Source organism: Pseudomonas sp. AC211, assembly GCF_979258055.1.
In genome coordinates, this window is the sequence record NZ_OZ409830.1 from 2,200,951 (window position 1) to 2,217,681 (window position 16,731).

Genomic DNA, 16,731 nt, shown 5'->3' on the forward strand with positions numbered 1-16,731 from the left:
GGTTAGGGTGAGGGGGGCTGCGCGCACAATTTGCGACCGAGTAAAAGCCGGCCCTCACCCCCAGCCCCTCTCCCGCTAGCGGGAGAGGGGAGCTAGTGCGCGGTCGGCTTCTAGTCCCCCGCAATCCGCCTGCAATCCGGCCGCCGCAATCGCCAGCAGCGCACAGCGCTCGTCGTTATCCGAGGTGTCGCCACTCACGCCAATCGCCCCCAGCAGTTCACCGTGCGTCGAGCGAATCAACACACCGCCCGCCACGGGAATCACTTCGCCTGCGGTCAGGCTGTTGATGGCATCAAAAAACGCCGGCATCGCTTGCGCCCGTCGCGCCAGTTCGCGCCCGCCAAAGCCCATGCCCAAACAGCCGCGCGCTTTGCCGGTGGCAATCTGTGGCCGCAGAAAACTCGCGCCTTCATCGCGCACCACGGCCAGCGGGTGACCGGCCTGGTCGAGCACGGCAGCGGCCATGGGTTTCAGGCCCAAATCACGGGCCGCCTGCACAGTGGCGCTGGCCAGTTGCGCGGCGAGGGTAAAGGTCAGTGCAGTCATGCGCCTGCGCTCCATTTGCCCAAGTGCGCGACGCGGTCGCGGGTGTACTGGTCGGTCCATTTCAGTGAGTTGAAGTCCGACACCTGCTTAGGGTTGTAAGGCGTGCGGTCGAGGCGCATCGGTTGGCCGGCTTTGTATACCGCCTTGAGCGCACGACGGTTTTGCAGCAGGCGGATGTCCTCCAAGGGCGAGCCGTCGAGCAACAGGAAATCGGCCTGCTTGCCCACCTCCAACGTGCCCAGGGTTTCGCCCCGTGGCATGCAGCGAGCACCGACGTTGGTGGCGGCGTAAAGGGCTTCGGCCGGGGTAAAGCCGAGGCGGGTGACCAGCAGTTCCAGCTCGCGCGCATGCCATTCGCCATACGGCGTTACGGCAAAGCCGCTGTCGCTGCCGCAGGCGAACGGAATGCCGGCGGCCTTGGCGCGTTTGAGCACCTGGCTGCCCACTTCCAGGGTGCGCGCGCAGTAGGCGGCGTAGCCGGTGGTGATCGCCGGGTCGTGGGGTTGGCAGAAGTCCACGGTGTTCTGCGGAAAGGTCATGGTCGGCGCCAAAATGCTGCCCGCTTCGAGCAACGCGTCGATGCAGGCGTCGTCCATATAGAAGGCGTGAAACACCAAGTCGACCCCGGCCTTGGCGGCGTACATCACCGCTTCGCGGCCATAGGCGTGGGTGGCCACTTTGCAGCCGAGGCGGTGGGCTTCGTCGACCATCTCTTTGGTTTCATCAGCGGTAAAGGCGGCGATGATTTCGCCGTTGGGGCGGCGGTGGGTGCCGTCCATGGCGATTTTGATCAGGTCGACGCCGTCTTTAGCCTGCTTGGCGTACCTCGGCCAGGGCCTCGCTGCGGCTGGTCACCAGGCGCGCGGTGAAATATTCGGGCGCACCGACGCGGCTGGGAAACCAGTCGTTAAGGCTCTGTCGGTTGGTAATCACCCGGCTGCTGGCGGCAATGCGCGGACCCTCGAACAGCCCGGCGACGATGCTGTTGCGCACCGCGATGCTCAACTGGCCGCTGTCGCCGGGGCAGACCATGCTGGTGACGCCAGCCGCCAACACGTGCTGCGCGAAGAACATGCCGCGCAGGGCGCGGAATTCGTCGCTGGTCCAGATATCAATGTCTTCCTCACTCTGTGCATTGCCAAACGCCAGATGGGTATGCACATCCACCAGACCGGGCATCACAAACTGCTCGCCCGCATCCACAACCTGGGTGCCCGGCGCGGGAACGGGTGCGCTGCTGCGCGGGCCGACGTAACTCAGCACGCCGTTTTCCACCACCAGCGTTTGCTGCTGGCGGGTGGTCAGACCGGTGCCGTCGAACAGGGTTTGGCAGTGCAGATGCAAGGTACTCATGGCGGTGACATCGCTGTAATTGAAGGTGTGCGGGCAGGCTGCCCAGCGCGGCGGTTGCGCACCAACAGATTGTGTCGATGGCCAGGTATTGACCGCTTCAATTCCTCGCCCGGCCCTTTGCCGGCGCGGCTTGCAGGAAAAGCGCAGGGCGAGCGCAGCAGGTAGTGAAAGTGGCGATGCCAACCATCGTGATCGACGATTTTTTTAGCGCCGCGCGCGGCGCCTAAGGTGCGCGCACTCAACCCACAGGAGCGTCGCCATGAACATTCATCAACACTTGCTGGACCTGGAACAGGCGCGCAGCCGTGCGCTGGTAGAAGAGGATCACGCCCGCGTGGCCGAGCTGTTCGCCGACGATCTGGTGTACGTGCACACCACCGGCCTGGTGCAAGGCAAAGCCGAGTACCTGGCCTACGCGAAAACGGCGGTGCAATACCTGGCCATCGAGCGCGGTGAATTACAGATTCGCTTCTACGGCGAAGGCGTGGCGGTGATGACCGGGCCGCAATGCAACACGCTGCAAAAGCGTGGCGGCGACCAACCGATTCGCGGCGAAGGGTTTGCCACCCAGGTGTGGACGCTGGGAGCGCATGGCTGGCAGATCAGCTCGTTCCAGGCCACGCGGTTGCCGGCTTGAAGGCAGTGTCGCCTGGAAAAGCATCGCGGCTAATCGGAATGCCGCCCAGCCGCTCCTACAGGTGGTCGGTGCCTCTGTAGGAGCGGCTTCAGCCGCGATAGCTACACCGCCGATCCGGCATATTCAACCTCAATAAGTATGCTAACAACGCATATCCAAAAACAAAGGTAATGCGTCATCTACATATTAGGATAGAACCAAATCGAATTTCCCGCCCATTTCTTATGTAGTTAGCATGGCCCCACCTGAAGGCCGAAACGCCTTCATTTGCTGATTTCAGGGAGATGTCATGTCGCTGCGTTCACTCGCTCGCTGGCCGATGGTGCGCAATGTGGCGGCGCGGTTGGTCAGTCCGCTGCTGTTGTTGCTGCTGTGGGAACTGGCGTCGCAAACCGGTGTATTGCCGACGCGCGTTATCGCCGCGCCCAGTGCCATCGGCGGCACCTTGTGGCAGTTGCTGGCGAGCGGTGAATTGGCCGGGCATTTGTGGGTGTCGTTGGGCCGTGCGCTTAGCGGCCTGGCGATTGGGGTGAGCGTGGGCACTACGTTGGCGCTGGTGGCGGGGCTTTCGCGCGGGGGTGAGTTGGCCATCGACTCGCCCATGCAAATGCTGCGCACCCTGCCGTTTCTGGCCATCGTGCCGCTGTTTATCTTGTGGTTCGGGGTGGGCGAAACGCCAAAGATCGCGCTCATCGCCCTGGGCACCACCTTTCCCATTTACCTCACTTTGTTTGCCGGCATCCGTGGCCTTGATCCCAAGCTGATCGAAGCGGCCACGCTGTTCGGCCTCAACCGTCCTGAGCGCGTCTGGCATGTGATTTTGCCGGGCGCCTTGCCTTCGTTTTTTGTCGGCTTGCGTTATGCCTTCGGCATCAGTTGGCTGGGGTTGGTGGTGGTTGAGCAAATCAACGCCACGGCCGGCATCGGCTACTTGGTCAACGATGCCCGCGACTTTGTGCGGCACCGACGTCATCGTTATTTGCCTGCTGGTGTACAGCGTGCTCGGCCTGGGCATCGACGCCCTGGTGCGCGGGCTCGAACGTTTCACCCCGGCCTGGCGGCCGACGTTTATTGGGAGTTGAACATGCCTCGCAGTAGCTCGTTATCTGCGGTGTCGGTGCGCCAGGCGGTTCGCCAATTTGGCCCGCAGCGCATTCTTGATGGCTTGGATCTGGAGATCGGCGCCGGCCAGTTCGTGGCCCTGCTGGGGCGCAGTGGCTCGGGCAAAACCACCTTGCTGCGCGCGTTAGCCGGCTTGGACCAGATAGACAGCGGCCAACTGCAAGTGCCCGACGCCCGCGCGGCGGTGTTTCAGGAGCCGCGCCTGATGCCGTGGAAGCGCGCCTGGCGCAATGTCAGCCTCGGCTTGCGCGGCCAGAGCCACGTGAACGGGCGCTGGCGGCCATGGCGGAAGTGGGCTTGCAGCATCGTTTGCACGCCTGGCCCGGCACCTTGTCGGGCGGTGAGGCGCAGCGTGTGGCCCTGGCTCGGGCTTTGGTGCGCGAGCCGAAATTATTGCTGCTCGACGAACCCTTCGCCGCCCTCGATGCGCTCACCCGTTTGCGTATGCAGCAATTGGTGCTGGAGCTGTGGCGCAAACATGAACCGGCGGTGCTGCTGGTGACCCACGACGTCGACGAAGCCGTGCTGCTGGCCGACCGGGTGTTGGTGCTGGACCAGGGCCGCATCGTCGACGACCTGGCCATTACCCAGCCGCGCCCACGGGAAATTGCCACACGCTCGTTGCAGGACATTCGCCGCCATCTGCTCACCTTGCTCGGTGTCGAGTCCGCGCCCGCGGCTGCGCCCAGCCATTCTTTCTACCTGACCGGAACGCACCGATGACCCTGACTGCCCAGCCCGCCATCGCCGTGGACACCCGGCCCGACTTGGACAGCCCGGCCTTCGCCCAGCTGCTCGACCGACTGAGCGCCGAGTTCGCCGCCAGCGCCGGCCATTACGACCGCCACAGCGAATTCCCCCACGCCAATTTGCAGCGTTTGCACGCACACCAATTGCTCGCCCTGACCGTGCCGCGCGAGCTGGGCGGCAGCGGCGCCACGCTGGCCCAGGCGCGGCGTGTAATCAGCGCCGTGGCCAAGGGCGAACCGTCTACCGCCTTGGTGCTGGTGATGCAATACCTGCAACACACGCGCCTGCAAAAGAACCTGGCCTGGCCCGAATACCTGCGCCTGCGTGTGGCGCGCGAAGCGGTAGAAGAGGGCGCGCTGATCAACGCCCTGCGCGTGGAACCCGAACTCGGCACCCCGGCACGCGGCGGCTTGCCCGCCACGTTGGCCACGCGGGTGCCCGAAGGCTGGCGCCTGAACGGGCGGAAAATTTATTCCACCGGCATTCCCGGTTTGACCTGGCTGTCGGTGTGGGCGCGCAGCGATGACAGCGTGCCGCGCGTGGGCACATGGCTGGTGCACCGCGACACGCCGGGCATTCGCATCGAACAAACCTGGGACCACCTCGGCATGCGCGCCACCGGCAGCCACGACGTGATTTTCGACAACGTGCTCGTGCCCTTCGACCACGCCGTCGACGTGCAGCCGGCCGACGTGCCACGCCCCTCGGAACTCGACCCCTCGGGCGTGCTGTGGCTGGCGGTGTTGTTGTCGAGCATCTACGACGGCGTGGCGCAGGCGGCCCGCGACTGGCTGGTGGGCTGGCTGCGCGAACGCACGCCGGCCAACCTCGGCGCACCGCTGGCCAGCTTGCCGCGCTTTCAGGAAGTGGTCGGCCGCATCGATGCACTGCTGTTGTCCAACCGCGTACTGCTCGATGCCGCCGCCGATGGGCGCGTGCCGGCCGACGAGGCCACGCAAATCAAATACCTGGTCACGCACCAGGCGATCAAAGCAGTGGAATTGGGCATCGAGGCCATCGGCAATCCGGCATTGGCGCGCGGCAATCCATTGGAACGCCATTACCGCGACGTGCTGTGCAGCCGCATTCACACCCCGCAAGACGACGCCATTCTCGGCGCCGCCGGCCGCGCCGCGTTCGCCCATGCCGCCGAGGCGCTGGCATGAGCACGCTGCGCATTGCCAGTCAGTTGGACGTGGCGTTTAACGCGCAGTTGCGGCGCGCGCTGCCAGACGCCGAGGTGCTGGACTGGCCGCGCGGTGTATTCGCCGGCTTGCCAGCAGACGTGCAGGTAATGCTTGCCGCGCCGCAGCCGAAACTGCTCAGCGCCGAGGAACCGGTCGGCTGGCCCTATGGGTTGCAATTCATCCAACTGGTGACCTCGGGCATCGACTTTTTCCCGCCCTGGCTGCTTGAGCGCGTGCCGGTTGCCAGCGCGCGTGGCGCCACTGCCGAGGCCATCGCCGAGTTCGTCCTGGCCAGTGTGTTCGGCGCCGCCAAGCAGTTGCCGGCGCTGTGGATCAACGACGCCAGCCAGTGGCAGCAACGCCCGTTGGCGTCGGTCAGCGGCAGCACGTTGGGGCTATTCGGCTTCGGCAGCATTGCTCGCAGCACCGCGCACAAAGCCCTGGCGCTGGGCATGAACGTGGTCGCCTTGCGCGGCTCGGCCACGCCATTCGACCTGCCGGGAATTCAGCCCGCGCGGGACATTCACGACCTGTTCGCCCGCGCCGATCACCTGTTGCTCGCCGCGCCTGCCACGGCGCACACCTACCGCGTGGTCAACCGCGCCGTACTCGCCTCGGCCAAGCCCGGCCTGCACCTGATCAACGTGGCGCGCGGCAGCTTGATCGATCAGGACGCCCTGCGCGAAGCGCTGGATGCCGGGCAGATTGGCCTGGCCAGCCTCGATGTCACCGACCCCGAGCCGCTGCCCGACGGGCACTGGCTGTACCGCCACGCGCGGGTACGGTTATCGCCACACACCTCGGCTAATTCGCCGCAGGTTTATCTCAATATCGCCGGGCTGCTGGCGCGCAACATTCAACGGTGGCGCGCCGGCGAAGCCTTGGAAAACGCCGTGCTCGTCACCCACCCGTCGCCTGAAGGAGTTCCCGCATGAGTGCCCAACCGCCCGGTTTGCCGAAGCCGTCTGCCTATGGTTTGCAGCGCGACGGCCACACCGTTTTCCGCTGGCAGCACCCGCCGCAACAGGCCACCTATGCCGCGGAACGGCGCGTGCGCCGCGAGCGGTTGGCGGCGGGTTTTTCGTCTGTTTGCGCGGCACGGCTTCGACATGGGCGGTGCCGGGCATATCACCGTGCGCGACCCGGAATTCCCCGAGCATTTCTGGGTAAACCCGGTGGGCGTTTACTTCGGCCATATCCGTGTCAGCGACCTGCTGTTGGTAAACCCGGAGGGGGACATTATCGAAGGCGAGGGCTCGCTGAATCTGGCGGCGTTCGCCATTCATGCCGCCCTGCACAAGGCGCGCCCCGACGTGGTGGCCGCCGCGCACGCCCATTCGCTTTACGGCAAAGCCTGGTCCAGCCTGGGCCGCTTGCTCGACCCACTGACCCAGGACGCCTGCGCCTTTTATGAAAAGCACGCGCTGTTCGACAACTTCAGCGGCGTGGTGCTGGAAGAAAGCGAAGGCGCGCGCATCGCCGCCACGCTGGGCGCCGACAACGTCGCGTTAATCCTGCAAAACCACGGCTTGCTTACCGTCGGCGAAACCGTGGAGGCCGCCGTGTGGCGTTTTATCGCCCTGGAAAACGCCGCCCACAGCCAACTGCTGGCCGAAGCCGCCGGCACGCCGAAACCGATTCCCGCCGACGTCGCGCGCCACACCGCTGGCCAAGTGGGCACCGAATTCGGCAGCTGGTTTGCCTTGCAGTCGCACTGGGACCGACTGGTGCGCGAAGAACCCGATTTCCTCGAGTGAAGGACAACCGTTATGAACCGTCGTGAATTTATCCAGCGCTCGGCCGTCGCCGGGCTGGCCGCCGCCTTGCCGTGGCGCCTGGCCCACAGCGCGGCGCCCTGGGAAGGCGCCAGCTTGCACGTGGCCACCTACAAAGGCGCGGCGCCGACCTTCTTCGCTGAGGCGGGCATTGAGACGCCGCCGTACCCGGTGAAATACGCCGAATTCACCGGCGGCAATCTGGCCTTCGAAGCGTTGGTGAGCGGCACGCTCGACATCGCGCCAATGAGCGAAATTCCGCCGATTTTCGGCATCAAAAACGAGGCGCCGGTGAAGCTGATTGCGGTGCTGACGGGCGACGTCAACAACCAGGCGATCATCGTGCCCAAGGGTTCGAACATCCAGCACCTCAGCGACTTGCGCGGCAAACGCATCGGCTACATCCGCTCTACCACCTCGCATTTCCTGCTGCTCAAAGCCCTTGAAGAACAAGGCCTGAGCTTCGCCGACATCACGCCCATGGCGCTGACCCCGCAAGACGGTTTCGCCGCCTTTCAAAACGGCAACCTCGATGCGTGGGTGACATACGGCTACTTCATTCAACTGGCCGAACTGCGCAGCGGCGCGCGGGTGTTGCGCACGGGGCAGGGCTACTTGTCCGGCAATTACGTGATCGCCGCCAACGCCAACACCATCGCCGACCCGAAGAAACACGCCGCCATCACCGACTACATCCTGCGTGAATACCGCACCTGGCAATGGATTCAACACAACCCCGATGCGTGGGCGGCCAAGAGCGAGAAGATTCTCGGCATTCCCAAAGAGGTGTTTCTCGCCCAGTTCAAAGCCCAGAGCGGCCCCCGTGTATTGCAGCCGGTCGACGATGCCGCCGTGCGCTCGCAGCAGGAAGTGGCTGATGTGTTCTACCAAGCCGGCGTGCTGCCGAAGGCCCTGGACGTGTCGACGCTGTGGGACCGCAGCTTTCGTTGGGGTTGAGCCATGAGGCGAACCACCGTTGCGTTGCTGCTGGCGCTGGCGGCAAATGCCCCGGCGTCGGCAGAGGAACCGTTGCAGCAGCGCTTGCTGATACTCGACAGCCACCTCGACACGCCCATGCAACTGGCGCGGCCTGGCTGGGACATCAGCCAGCGTCACCGCTACGCGGACGACCTCTCGCAAGTCGACCTGCCGCGCATGCGCGACGGCGGCCTGGACGGTGGCTTCTGGGCCATCTTCACCCCGCAGGGCCCGCTCACCGACGAGGGTCGCACGCAGGCCAGCGAACATGGGTTGGCCGTGCTCACGCGCATTCGCGACATGATCGCCAGCCACCCGAACGACTTCGAACTGGCGCTGACCGCCGCCGACGCCACACGCATTGCCGCGCAGGGCAAACGCGTGGTGTTTATCAGCATGGAAAACGCCGAACCGCTGGCCGCCGACCCTGCGCGCCTGCTCACCTACCACCGCCTGGGCCTGCGCATGCTCGGCCTGGTACATGCCGCCAACAACAGCTTCGCCGACTCCGCCAGCGCCTTGCCGCACTGGCACGGCCTGAGCGCCGACGGTAAAGCGCTGGTCGCCGAGGCCAAGCCGCTTGGGCATCGTGCTCGATGTGTCCCACGCCTCGGACGCCACCTTCGACCACGTGCTGGACCTGAGCCGCGCGCCGATCATTGCCTCGCACTCCGGCAGCCGCGTGATCGCCGCCAGCCCCCGCAACCTCGACGACAACCGCCTGCGCCGACTGGCCGCCGCTGGTGGCGTGGTAGGCATCAACAGCTTCCCCAACGACCTCATCACCCGCCGCCCCAACCCCATGCGCGACAAAGCCCTGAGCCCGCTCTACCGCGAATTTCGCAACGCCGCCGCGCTGAGTCCCGAGCGCGTCGCCGACCTGGCCGAACGCATCCGCCAAGCCGATGCCGCGTATCCGCAACAGCAAGCGAGCTTTGACGACTTCACTAACCATCTGCTGCATGTGCTCGCCGTGGTGGGGCCTGAACATGTAGCCATCGGTGCCGACTGGGATGGCGGCGGTGGCGTGGTGGGGATGGACGATGTAAGCCAGTTGGGGCGCGTTACCGAACGGCTGTTGCAGGCCGGGTATGGGGAAGGGGACTTGGCCAATATTTATGGCGGGAATTTGTTGCGGGTTTTGGCGGCGGTGCAGCGGGTGGGGCAACCTTGAGCCCAGTCCCTCTCGCCCGTCCGCATGCGCGCTAATTGCGTTCGCCTGTGCCAACGCCTTTTGCAGGAATCGCGGCTAAAGCCGCTCCTACAGCAGCGCACCAACCTGTGGGAGCGGCTTTAGCCGCGATGCTTTTGATGTTGCTTACAGGCTCTTGATTGTGATCTGGCTTGTGATCTACCCGCCCCATTCATCGCAGGCCGAGTGGAGTCGACGTGGAGGGGGTTGAGCGGCCGGGAGCCGCGAAAGGCGTGTCGGGCCATGGATGGCTCCGTCTCGCCGTGCCCCCGGAGCGGCGACGGAGGGAGGGGACCTGGAGCGCAGCGGAAGGCCAAGGTAGGGGCAAGACTTTTTGGTTTCTTTTTCGTCGACTGGAAAAGAAACTCGCGCGTAAGGCGCGAAACAAAACGTTCAGCACATGCGGTAATGAATACCTCCGCACTTCACAACGGTGTACGGCTGGAAATACTGGATCCCCGCGTGCGCGAGGATGACGGAGGTTTGGGCAACTATTGCGTTGGAGCTTCGCCGCGTTCGACGCATGCGGTAGGGAATACCTGCGCACTTCACACCGGTGTACGGGTTGAGATTCTGGATCCCCGCGTGCGCGAGGATGACGGAGGTTTGGGCGACGGGCGTGTTACGACCGGAAATTCTGGACCGAATCGGCACATCGCCAGCCTCAGGCCGGCAGATACATCCCAAACGTATTCACCCCATCCCGACTGTCCACAAACACCTCCCCCCATGCATCAACGCAATCGCCTTAACAATCGCCAACCCCAACCCATGATTCGCACCACTGTTCGAACGCGCCGCATCCACCCGATAAAACCGCTCAAACAGCCTCGGCAAATGCTCGCCCACAATCACCTCGCCCGGATTGGCCACGCCAATGCTCACCCGTTGCCCCTGCCGATCAATAAACACATTGATCGTCTGCCCCGCAGCGGTGTGCTGCACGGCGTTGTTGAGCAGGTTGATCAGCGCGCGAAGGAAATGGGCGCGTTCGATTAGCACCTCGGCGTCACCATGCACCTGCACCTCGACGCCGGCATCTTCGAGAATGAAGTCCAGGTAATCCACCGCCGTCGCCACTTCAGCGGCCAACGAGGTGGTGCTCAGCTGCGTGGCTTTGTCGCCCTGGTCGGCGCGGGCCAGGAACAGCATGTCGTTGATGATCGAGCGCAGGCGTTCGAGTTCTTCGAGGTTGGATTGCAGCACTTCAAAATAATGCTCCGCTGAGCGGCCTCGGGTGAGGGCCACTTGGGTCTGGCCGATCAGGTTGGTCAGCGGTGAGCGCAGTTCATGGGCGACGTCGGCGTTGAACGATTCCAGCCGGGTATAGGCCTGTTCAACACGGCCCAAGGTGGTGTTGAACGCACTGGCAAATTGCTGCAGTTCGGGCGGCAGTGATGACAGTTGCAAGCGGCCCGATAGCCTCGGCGGCGTTGGCTTTTCCGCTTCCGCCGAGAGTTTGATCAAGGGCCGCAGGCCGACCCGCGCTACCCAATAACCCAGCGCGGACGCGAGCAGCACGCCAGCCACCGCCAGGCTCAGCAGGGCAATCAATAAGTGGTGCTGGGTTTGCCAGAAGGTTTCGGTGTCGATGGCGATCAAAAAACGCAGGGGCGGGCGGCCGTCTTTGGCTTCGAATTGGCTGACCAGCACTTTCTGCGGGTAAGCGCGGTCGTCGGTGACCAGTTCGCGAATGCCCAGCGGGCCAGCGGCAAATTCGCGGATCGCTGCCGTCGGCGCGCCGAATTCAAAGGCCGGGTTGCCGCTTACGACCCAGAAGCGGATGCGTTTGTCTTCTTCGCTGAGCAGGGTGAGTTTGTTGGTGATTTTCAGCCAGTGTTCCGGCGTGCCGAAACGGTCTACGGCGGACTCGAGCACGCTGTAGCGCGCGTCCAGTTCGGCGTCAGGGAGCATGCTCATGCCCTTGTCGACCTGCTGGTACAACGCGCCGCCAATCAACAGGAACACCAACAACGCCACCAGCGTGAACAGCGCGCTCATGCGCAAGGCAATGGAACGGCTTAGCGGCGTGGCTTCACTCGCCATGGCGGCTCTCCAGCACATAGCCCATGCCACGAATGGTGTGCAGTAATTTGCCGGCGAACGGGCCGTCGAGTTTGGCGCGCAGGCGTTTGATCGCCACTTCCACCACGTTGGCGTCGCTGTCGAAATTCACGTCCCAGACCATCTCTGTCAGGGCGGTTTTCGACAGAATTTCGCCTTGGTGGCGCGCTAGCGCGCTGAGCAACGAGAACTCTTTGGCGGTGAGGTCCAGCCGCTGGCCGGCGCGGGTGGCTTTGCGGCTGATGAGGTCGACGGCCAGATCAGCGATGCTGATTTGCACCGGCTCATGGTTGGCGCCGCTGCGCCAGGGTCAGGGCTTGCAGGCGGGCGACCAGTTCGAGAAAGGAGAACGGCTTGCCCAGGTAATCGTCGGCGCCTTCACGCAGGCCGCGAATGCGGTCTTCCACGCGCTCGCGGGCGGTGAGCATGATCACCGGGGTTTGTTTGCGCGCACGCAACGCACGCAGTACGCCGAAGCCGTCGAGGCCGGGCAGCATCACGTCGAGCACGATCACGGCGTAGTCGTTTTCCAGCGCCAGGTGCAGGCCGTCGATGCCGTCGCGGGCCACGTCCACGGTGTAGCCCTGTTCGGTGAGGCCACGGTGCAGGTAGTCGGCGGTTTTTTCTTCGTCTTCGATAATCAGAATGCGCATGGTCGGGCTCAGTGTTCGGTGGCAACGAGCGGCGCCGCCTGGCGTCGGTGGAACCACCGCTCAAGCGCCAAGTATATGACCGGCGTGGTGAACAGCGTCAGCGCCTGGCTGACCAGCAAACCGCCGACCACGGCAATGCCCAGCGGTTGGCGCAACTCGGCGCCGGTGCCAAAACCGAGCATCAGCGGCAGTGCGCCGAGCAGGGCGGCGAGGGTGGTCATGATGATCGGCCGAAAGCGCGTGAGGCAGGCTTGGTAAATCGCATCCTGTGGCGACAACCCGCGCTCGCGCTGGGCTTCCAGGGCGAAGTCGATCATCAGAATGCCGTTTTTCTTGACGATGCCGATCAGCAGCACCAGCCCGATCAGCGCCATGATGGAAAAATCCTGCCCGCACAGCCACAGCATCACCAAGGCGCCAAGGCCGGCGGAGGGCAGGGTGGAGATGATGGTCAGCGGGTGCACGAAGCTTTCATAGAGCACGCCCAGAATGATGTACACCGCCACCAGCGCCGCCAGAATCAGCCACGGCTGACTGGCCAGCGAACTCTGGAATGCCTGTGCCGCACCCTGGAAATTGCCGCTTATTTCCGCCGGCATACCGATGTCGAGCTTGGCCTGGTTCAGTTCCCGCACCGCGTCGCCCAGGGCCACGCCGGGCGCCAGGTTGAACGACAGGTTGGCGGCCGGAAACATGCCGTCGTGGGCAATCGACAACGGCCCGCTGGTGGGTACGTCGACTTTGGCCAGGGCCGACAGCGGCACCATCTCGCTGGTTAGCGGCGAGCGCAGGTAGAAGAAGTTCAGGCTTTCGGCTTTGCCGCGCTGCTGCTCGTTGAGTTCCAGAATCACCTTGTACTGGTTAGTCTCGGTCTGGAATTCACTGATTTGCCGCTGCCCGAAGGCGTCGTACAGCGCTTGGTCGACATCGCTGGTGGTCAACCCGAAACGCGCCGCCGCGCTGCGGTCGATGCTGATGTGGGTGATGCTGCCGCCCAGTTGCAGGTCGTTGGACAGGTCGCGAAATGCCGGGTTGCTGCGCAGTTTGTCGGTGAGGCGCTGGGTCCACAGGTTAAGGCTTGGGCCGTCGTTGCTTTTCAGCGTGTACTGGTACTGGCTGCGGCTGGGGCCGGCGCTGAGGTTGATGTCCTGGCCGGCGCGCAGGTACAGCACGATGCCGGGCAGGGTCATGAGTTTGGGGCGGATGCGGTCGATAAACTCGCTGGCCGATACATCGCGTTCACCCCGTGGTTTGAGGGTGATCCAGAAGCGGCCGTTGGCGATGGTCTGGTTGTTACCGGATACGCCGACCATATGGGAAAACACGCTGACAGCTGGATCGGCGGCCACGATTTTCGCCAGCTCGCGGTGCTTGGCAACCATCTCGGGATAGGAGATATCCGCTGCCGCCTCGGTGGTGCCCAGCACGAAGCCGGTGTCTTGCATCGGGAAAAATCCCTTGGGAATAAACACGTAACCGACCACCGCCACCACCAGGCTGGCGCTGAACAGGCCAAGCATTAACCGTTGGTGATTCAGGGCGCGGCGCAGGCCATGGTCATAGCGGCTTAACAGCCAGTCGCCGAAACCTTTGCGCTCGCCGGTGTGGTGCGCCTGGGGCGCGCATAAACAAGGCGGCCAAGGCCGGCGCCAAAGTTAGCGACACCACCACGGAAATCAGAATGGTCGAGGTCGCGGTCAGGGCGAATTCCTCGAACAGCCGCCCGACCACGCCGCCCATAAACAGCAGCGGAATAAACGCGGCAATCAGCGAAAAGCTGATGGACACCACGGTAAAGCCAATTTCCCCCGCGCCCTTGATCGCCGCTTCGCGCATGCCTTCGCCGGCTTCCAGATGCCGGTGAATGTTCTCCACCACGACGATGGCATCGTCCACCACAAAGCCCACGGCCACCACGATGGCCACCAGCGTCAGGTTATTGAGGCTAAAGCCCATCACATACATCAGCGCGAAGCTGGCAATCAGCGACACCGCTAACACGCTGGTGACAATCAGGGTGGCCGACCACTGGCGCAGAAACAACGCCATCACCGCGACCACCAGCAACACGGCAATCAGCAGGGTAATTTCCACTTCATGCAGCGAGGCGCGAATGGTTTGCGTGCGGTCGTTGAGCACGGAAACCTGCACCGACGCCGAAAGCATGGCCTGCAAGCGCGGCAGCTCGGCCTGAATACGGTCGACGGTGTCGACGATATTCGCGCCCGGCTGGCGGAAGATCACCAGGTTGAGCCCCGGCTGGTCGTTCGACCACGCCTGCACATAGGCGTTTTCCGCGCCGTCGATCACCCGCGCTACATCGTTGACCCTAACCGGCGCGCCATCTTTGTAGGAGACGATCAACTGGCCGTAGTCTTCGGGGTGAAACAACTGGTCGTTGGTGGCCAGCGTGGAAATGCTCGACTCACCGTACAGCGCGCCTTTGGCCAGGTTGAGGCTGGTTTGTTGCAGCGCCGTGCGCAGGTCGGCGAGGGTCAGGCCGAGGGCCGCGAGTTTGTCCGGCGAGGCTTGCACACGGATTGCAGGACGTTGCTGGCCGCTGATGTTGATCAGGCCAACGCCATCAATCTGGCTGAGCTGGCGGGCCAAAATGGTTTCGGCCTGGTCACTGAGTTCGGTGCCGGGCATTTGCGTCGAACTGACGGCGAGGATCAGTACCGGGCTGTCCGCCGGGTTGACCTTGCGCCAGGTGGGCAGGCTGGGCATGTCTTGCGGCAGCTTGCCGGCGGCGGTGTTGATGGCCGCTTGCACTTCCTGGGCGGCGCTGTCGATGCTCTTGTCGAGGGTGAATTGCAGAATCAGGTTGGTCGAGCCCAGGGCGCTGGTGGATGTCATCTGGGTCATGCCGGGAATGGCACTGAACTGCACTTCAGAGCGGTGTGGCCACCGACGAGGCCATGGTGTCCGGACTGGCGCCGGGCAGCTGCGCGTTCACCTGAATGGTCGGAAACTCAGCCTCTGGCAACGGCGCCAGCGGCAGCTGCGGAAAGGCCACCAAGCCCAGCAGCACCAAGGCGAAGGTGAGTAGCAAGGTGGCGACCGGATGGTCGACACCACCAGGCCGAGACTGCCCCGCGCCCGGTCACGGTTGCACCTGTGCCGTGGTGGCGGGTTCATTGCTCAACACCTCGATTTTCGCCCCCGGCTTCAAGCGCGACTGGCCATCGCGAATCAGCACGGTGCCGGCCTCAATAACTGCCGGCTGCACGCCTTGGATAATGTTCAGTTCGCTGTCTTGATACAGCACCTTCACCGGCACGCTTTCCACCGTGTTGCCGTTGACGCGGTACACGAAATAACTCTCCAGCCCGCGCTGCACCACTTGCGGCGGCACCACCAGCGCGCCCTGGTCGACAGCGGTTTGCACCTTCACCGTGACCAATTGGCCGGGCCACAGGGTTTGCTTGGCATTGGCAAACTCGGCCTTGGCCCGCAGCGTGCCAGTACTGGCGCTGACCTGGTTGTCGATCAAACGCAACTGGCCCTGGGCGAGCAGGGTGCCGGTTTGTTCGTGGTCGCTGAGGTAGGCGTTGACCAGCGCCGGGGTTGGCGCGTTGAGCAGCTGCTGCAACGTGGGCAACAGGTTTTGTGGCAAGGAAAACTCCACCGCGATGGGGTCGATTTGCGTGACGCTAAACAAGCCCTGAGCATCGCTGACGCGCAGGAAATTGCCCGGATCGACCGTGCGAATCCCCACCCGGCCAGCGACCGGCGAGCGAATCTGGGTAAACGACAACTGCACCTGCGCCGCTGCAATCGCCGCCTGATTGCCCTGCACCGTGGCCTTCAACTGGTCGGTCAGTGCCTGCTGCTGATCGAGGGTTTGCTTGGACACGCCGTCGTCAACGCTGAGCAGCTTGTAGCGCTTCAAATCCACCTCGGCGACATGCAACTGCGCCTGTGCCTGGCCCAGTTGCGCCTTGGCCTGATCGAGGCTGGCGCGAATGGCCCGGTCATCAATTTGCGCCATCAACTCACCAGCCTTCACCCATTGGCCTTCCTTCACCAGCAACTGAGTGAGCACGCCATCAATCTGCGTGCGCACCACCACGCTGTGCAGCGACAACACCGTGCCGATGGCACTGATAAATCGCGGTACGTCTTGCTGCTTAACCGCCACTACGTGCACGGGTATGCCTACAGGGCCGGCAGTTTTGGTTGTTGGTTTCGGTAAAACGCTTATTAAGGCGAAGGCGGCGGCCGCCACCAGCACAAGGGATATCACGATTTTGCTGCGAGTGCGCATGCGGATGACGCCAAAGCTGGAATAGGGGAAAGGTAGCGTGCCGTTATACCGGGTCGAGGCGGTCATGAGGGTGACGGGTAAATGACGGGGGTGTCAGTTTCGGGAGGGGGGGCCGCGTTCGCGAGGATGACGGGGGGTGGGGTCTGCAACGTCGTCACCTTCAAGACTCTGGATTCCGCCTGCGCGGGAATGACGGTGGGAGGGATT

9 protein-coding genes and 7 pseudogenes are annotated in these 16,731 nt (G+C 63.8%); 9 read left to right on the forward strand and 7 right to left on the reverse strand.

Features of this window, described 5'->3' with window-relative positions:
- Window positions 1-75: 75 nt before the first annotated feature.
- Window positions 76-546, reverse strand: a complete 471-nt coding sequence (locus ACZZZP_RS10480; protein WP_463536501.1) for a GlcG/HbpS family heme-binding protein — start codon at window positions 544-546, stop codon at window positions 76-78.
- Window positions 543-1,899: pseudogene (locus ACZZZP_RS10485) on the reverse strand (metal-dependent hydrolase family protein). Before ACZZZP_RS10485 ends, ACZZZP_RS10480 begins: the two are co-directional and overlap by 4 nt.
- Window positions 1,900-2,158: 259 nt before the next feature.
- Here ACZZZP_RS10485 and ACZZZP_RS10490 point away from each other — a divergent pair.
- The 9 genes and pseudogenes from ACZZZP_RS10490 to ACZZZP_RS10530 all read left to right on the forward strand — a co-directional run bounded on the left by ACZZZP_RS10490 (window position 2,159) and on the right by ACZZZP_RS10530 (window position 9,522).
- Window positions 2,159-2,536, forward strand: coding sequence for a nuclear transport factor 2 family protein (locus ACZZZP_RS10490; protein ID WP_463382653.1), 378 nt, complete (start codon window positions 2,159-2,161; stop codon window positions 2,534-2,536).
- Between the two features lie 289 nt (window positions 2,537-2,825).
- Window positions 2,826-3,618, forward strand: a pseudogene (locus ACZZZP_RS10495) (ABC transporter permease).
- A gap of 2 nt (window positions 3,619-3,620) precedes the next feature.
- Window positions 3,621-4,381: pseudogene (locus ACZZZP_RS10500) on the forward strand (ABC transporter ATP-binding protein).
- On the forward strand, window positions 4,378-5,574 hold the full coding sequence (locus tag ACZZZP_RS10505) for an acyl-CoA dehydrogenase family protein (RefSeq protein WP_463382656.1): 1,197 nt from the start codon (window positions 4,378-4,380) through the stop codon (window positions 5,572-5,574). Before ACZZZP_RS10500 ends, ACZZZP_RS10505 begins: the two are co-directional and overlap by 4 nt.
- Window positions 5,571-6,530, forward strand: a complete 960-nt coding sequence (locus ACZZZP_RS10510) for a D-isomer specific 2-hydroxyacid dehydrogenase family protein (protein WP_463382657.1) — start codon at window positions 5,571-5,573, stop codon at window positions 6,528-6,530. Before ACZZZP_RS10505 ends, ACZZZP_RS10510 begins: the two co-directional genes overlap by 4 nt.
- 99 nt (window positions 6,531-6,629) lie before the next feature.
- A complete protein-coding gene (locus ACZZZP_RS10515) occupies window positions 6,630-7,352 on the forward strand; it encodes a class II aldolase/adducin family protein (protein ID WP_463536502.1) in 723 nt (240 codons plus the stop codon).
- Between the two features lie 12 nt (window positions 7,353-7,364).
- Window positions 7,365-8,327, forward strand: a complete 963-nt coding sequence (locus ACZZZP_RS10520; RefSeq protein WP_463382659.1) for an ABC transporter substrate-binding protein — start codon at window positions 7,365-7,367, stop codon at window positions 8,325-8,327.
- A gap of 117 nt (window positions 8,328-8,444) precedes the next feature.
- Window positions 8,445-8,864: pseudogene (locus ACZZZP_RS10525) on the forward strand (membrane dipeptidase); the annotation flags it as partial.
- 73 nt (window positions 8,865-8,937) lie between these two features.
- Window positions 8,938-9,522 carry a dipeptidase gene (locus tag ACZZZP_RS10530; protein WP_463536503.1) on the forward strand — a complete coding sequence of 195 codons (585 nt, stop codon included), beginning with the start codon at window positions 8,938-8,940 and terminating at the stop codon, window positions 9,520-9,522.
- A 682-nt stretch (window positions 9,523-10,204) separates the two neighbouring features.
- Here ACZZZP_RS10530 and ACZZZP_RS10535 read toward each other — a convergent pair.
- The 5 genes and pseudogenes from ACZZZP_RS10535 to ACZZZP_RS10555 all read right to left on the reverse strand — a co-directional run bounded on the left by ACZZZP_RS10535 (window position 10,205) and on the right by ACZZZP_RS10555 (window position 16,524).
- Window positions 10,205-11,586, reverse strand: a pseudogene (locus ACZZZP_RS10535) (heavy metal sensor histidine kinase).
- Window positions 11,576-12,257 (reverse strand): annotated as a pseudogene (locus tag ACZZZP_RS10540) (heavy metal response regulator transcription factor). The pseudogenes ACZZZP_RS10535 and ACZZZP_RS10540 overlap by 11 nt, the downstream one beginning before the upstream one ends.
- An 8-nt stretch (window positions 12,258-12,265) precedes the next feature.
- Window positions 12,266-15,122: pseudogene (locus tag ACZZZP_RS10545) on the reverse strand (efflux RND transporter permease subunit).
- Window positions 15,123-15,147: 25 nt separating this feature from the next.
- The gene (locus tag ACZZZP_RS10550; protein ID WP_463536504.1) at window positions 15,148-15,309 is read right to left on the reverse strand and encodes an efflux RND transporter permease subunit; all 162 of its coding nucleotides are present in this window, start codon (window positions 15,307-15,309) and stop codon (window positions 15,148-15,150) included.
- A 51-nt stretch (window positions 15,310-15,360) separates the two neighbouring features.
- Window positions 15,361-16,524 carry an efflux RND transporter periplasmic adaptor subunit gene (locus tag ACZZZP_RS10555; protein ID WP_463536505.1) on the reverse strand — a complete coding sequence of 388 codons (1,164 nt, stop codon included), beginning with the start codon at window positions 16,522-16,524 and terminating at the stop codon, window positions 15,361-15,363.
- Window positions 16,525-16,731 lie beyond the last annotated feature (207 nt).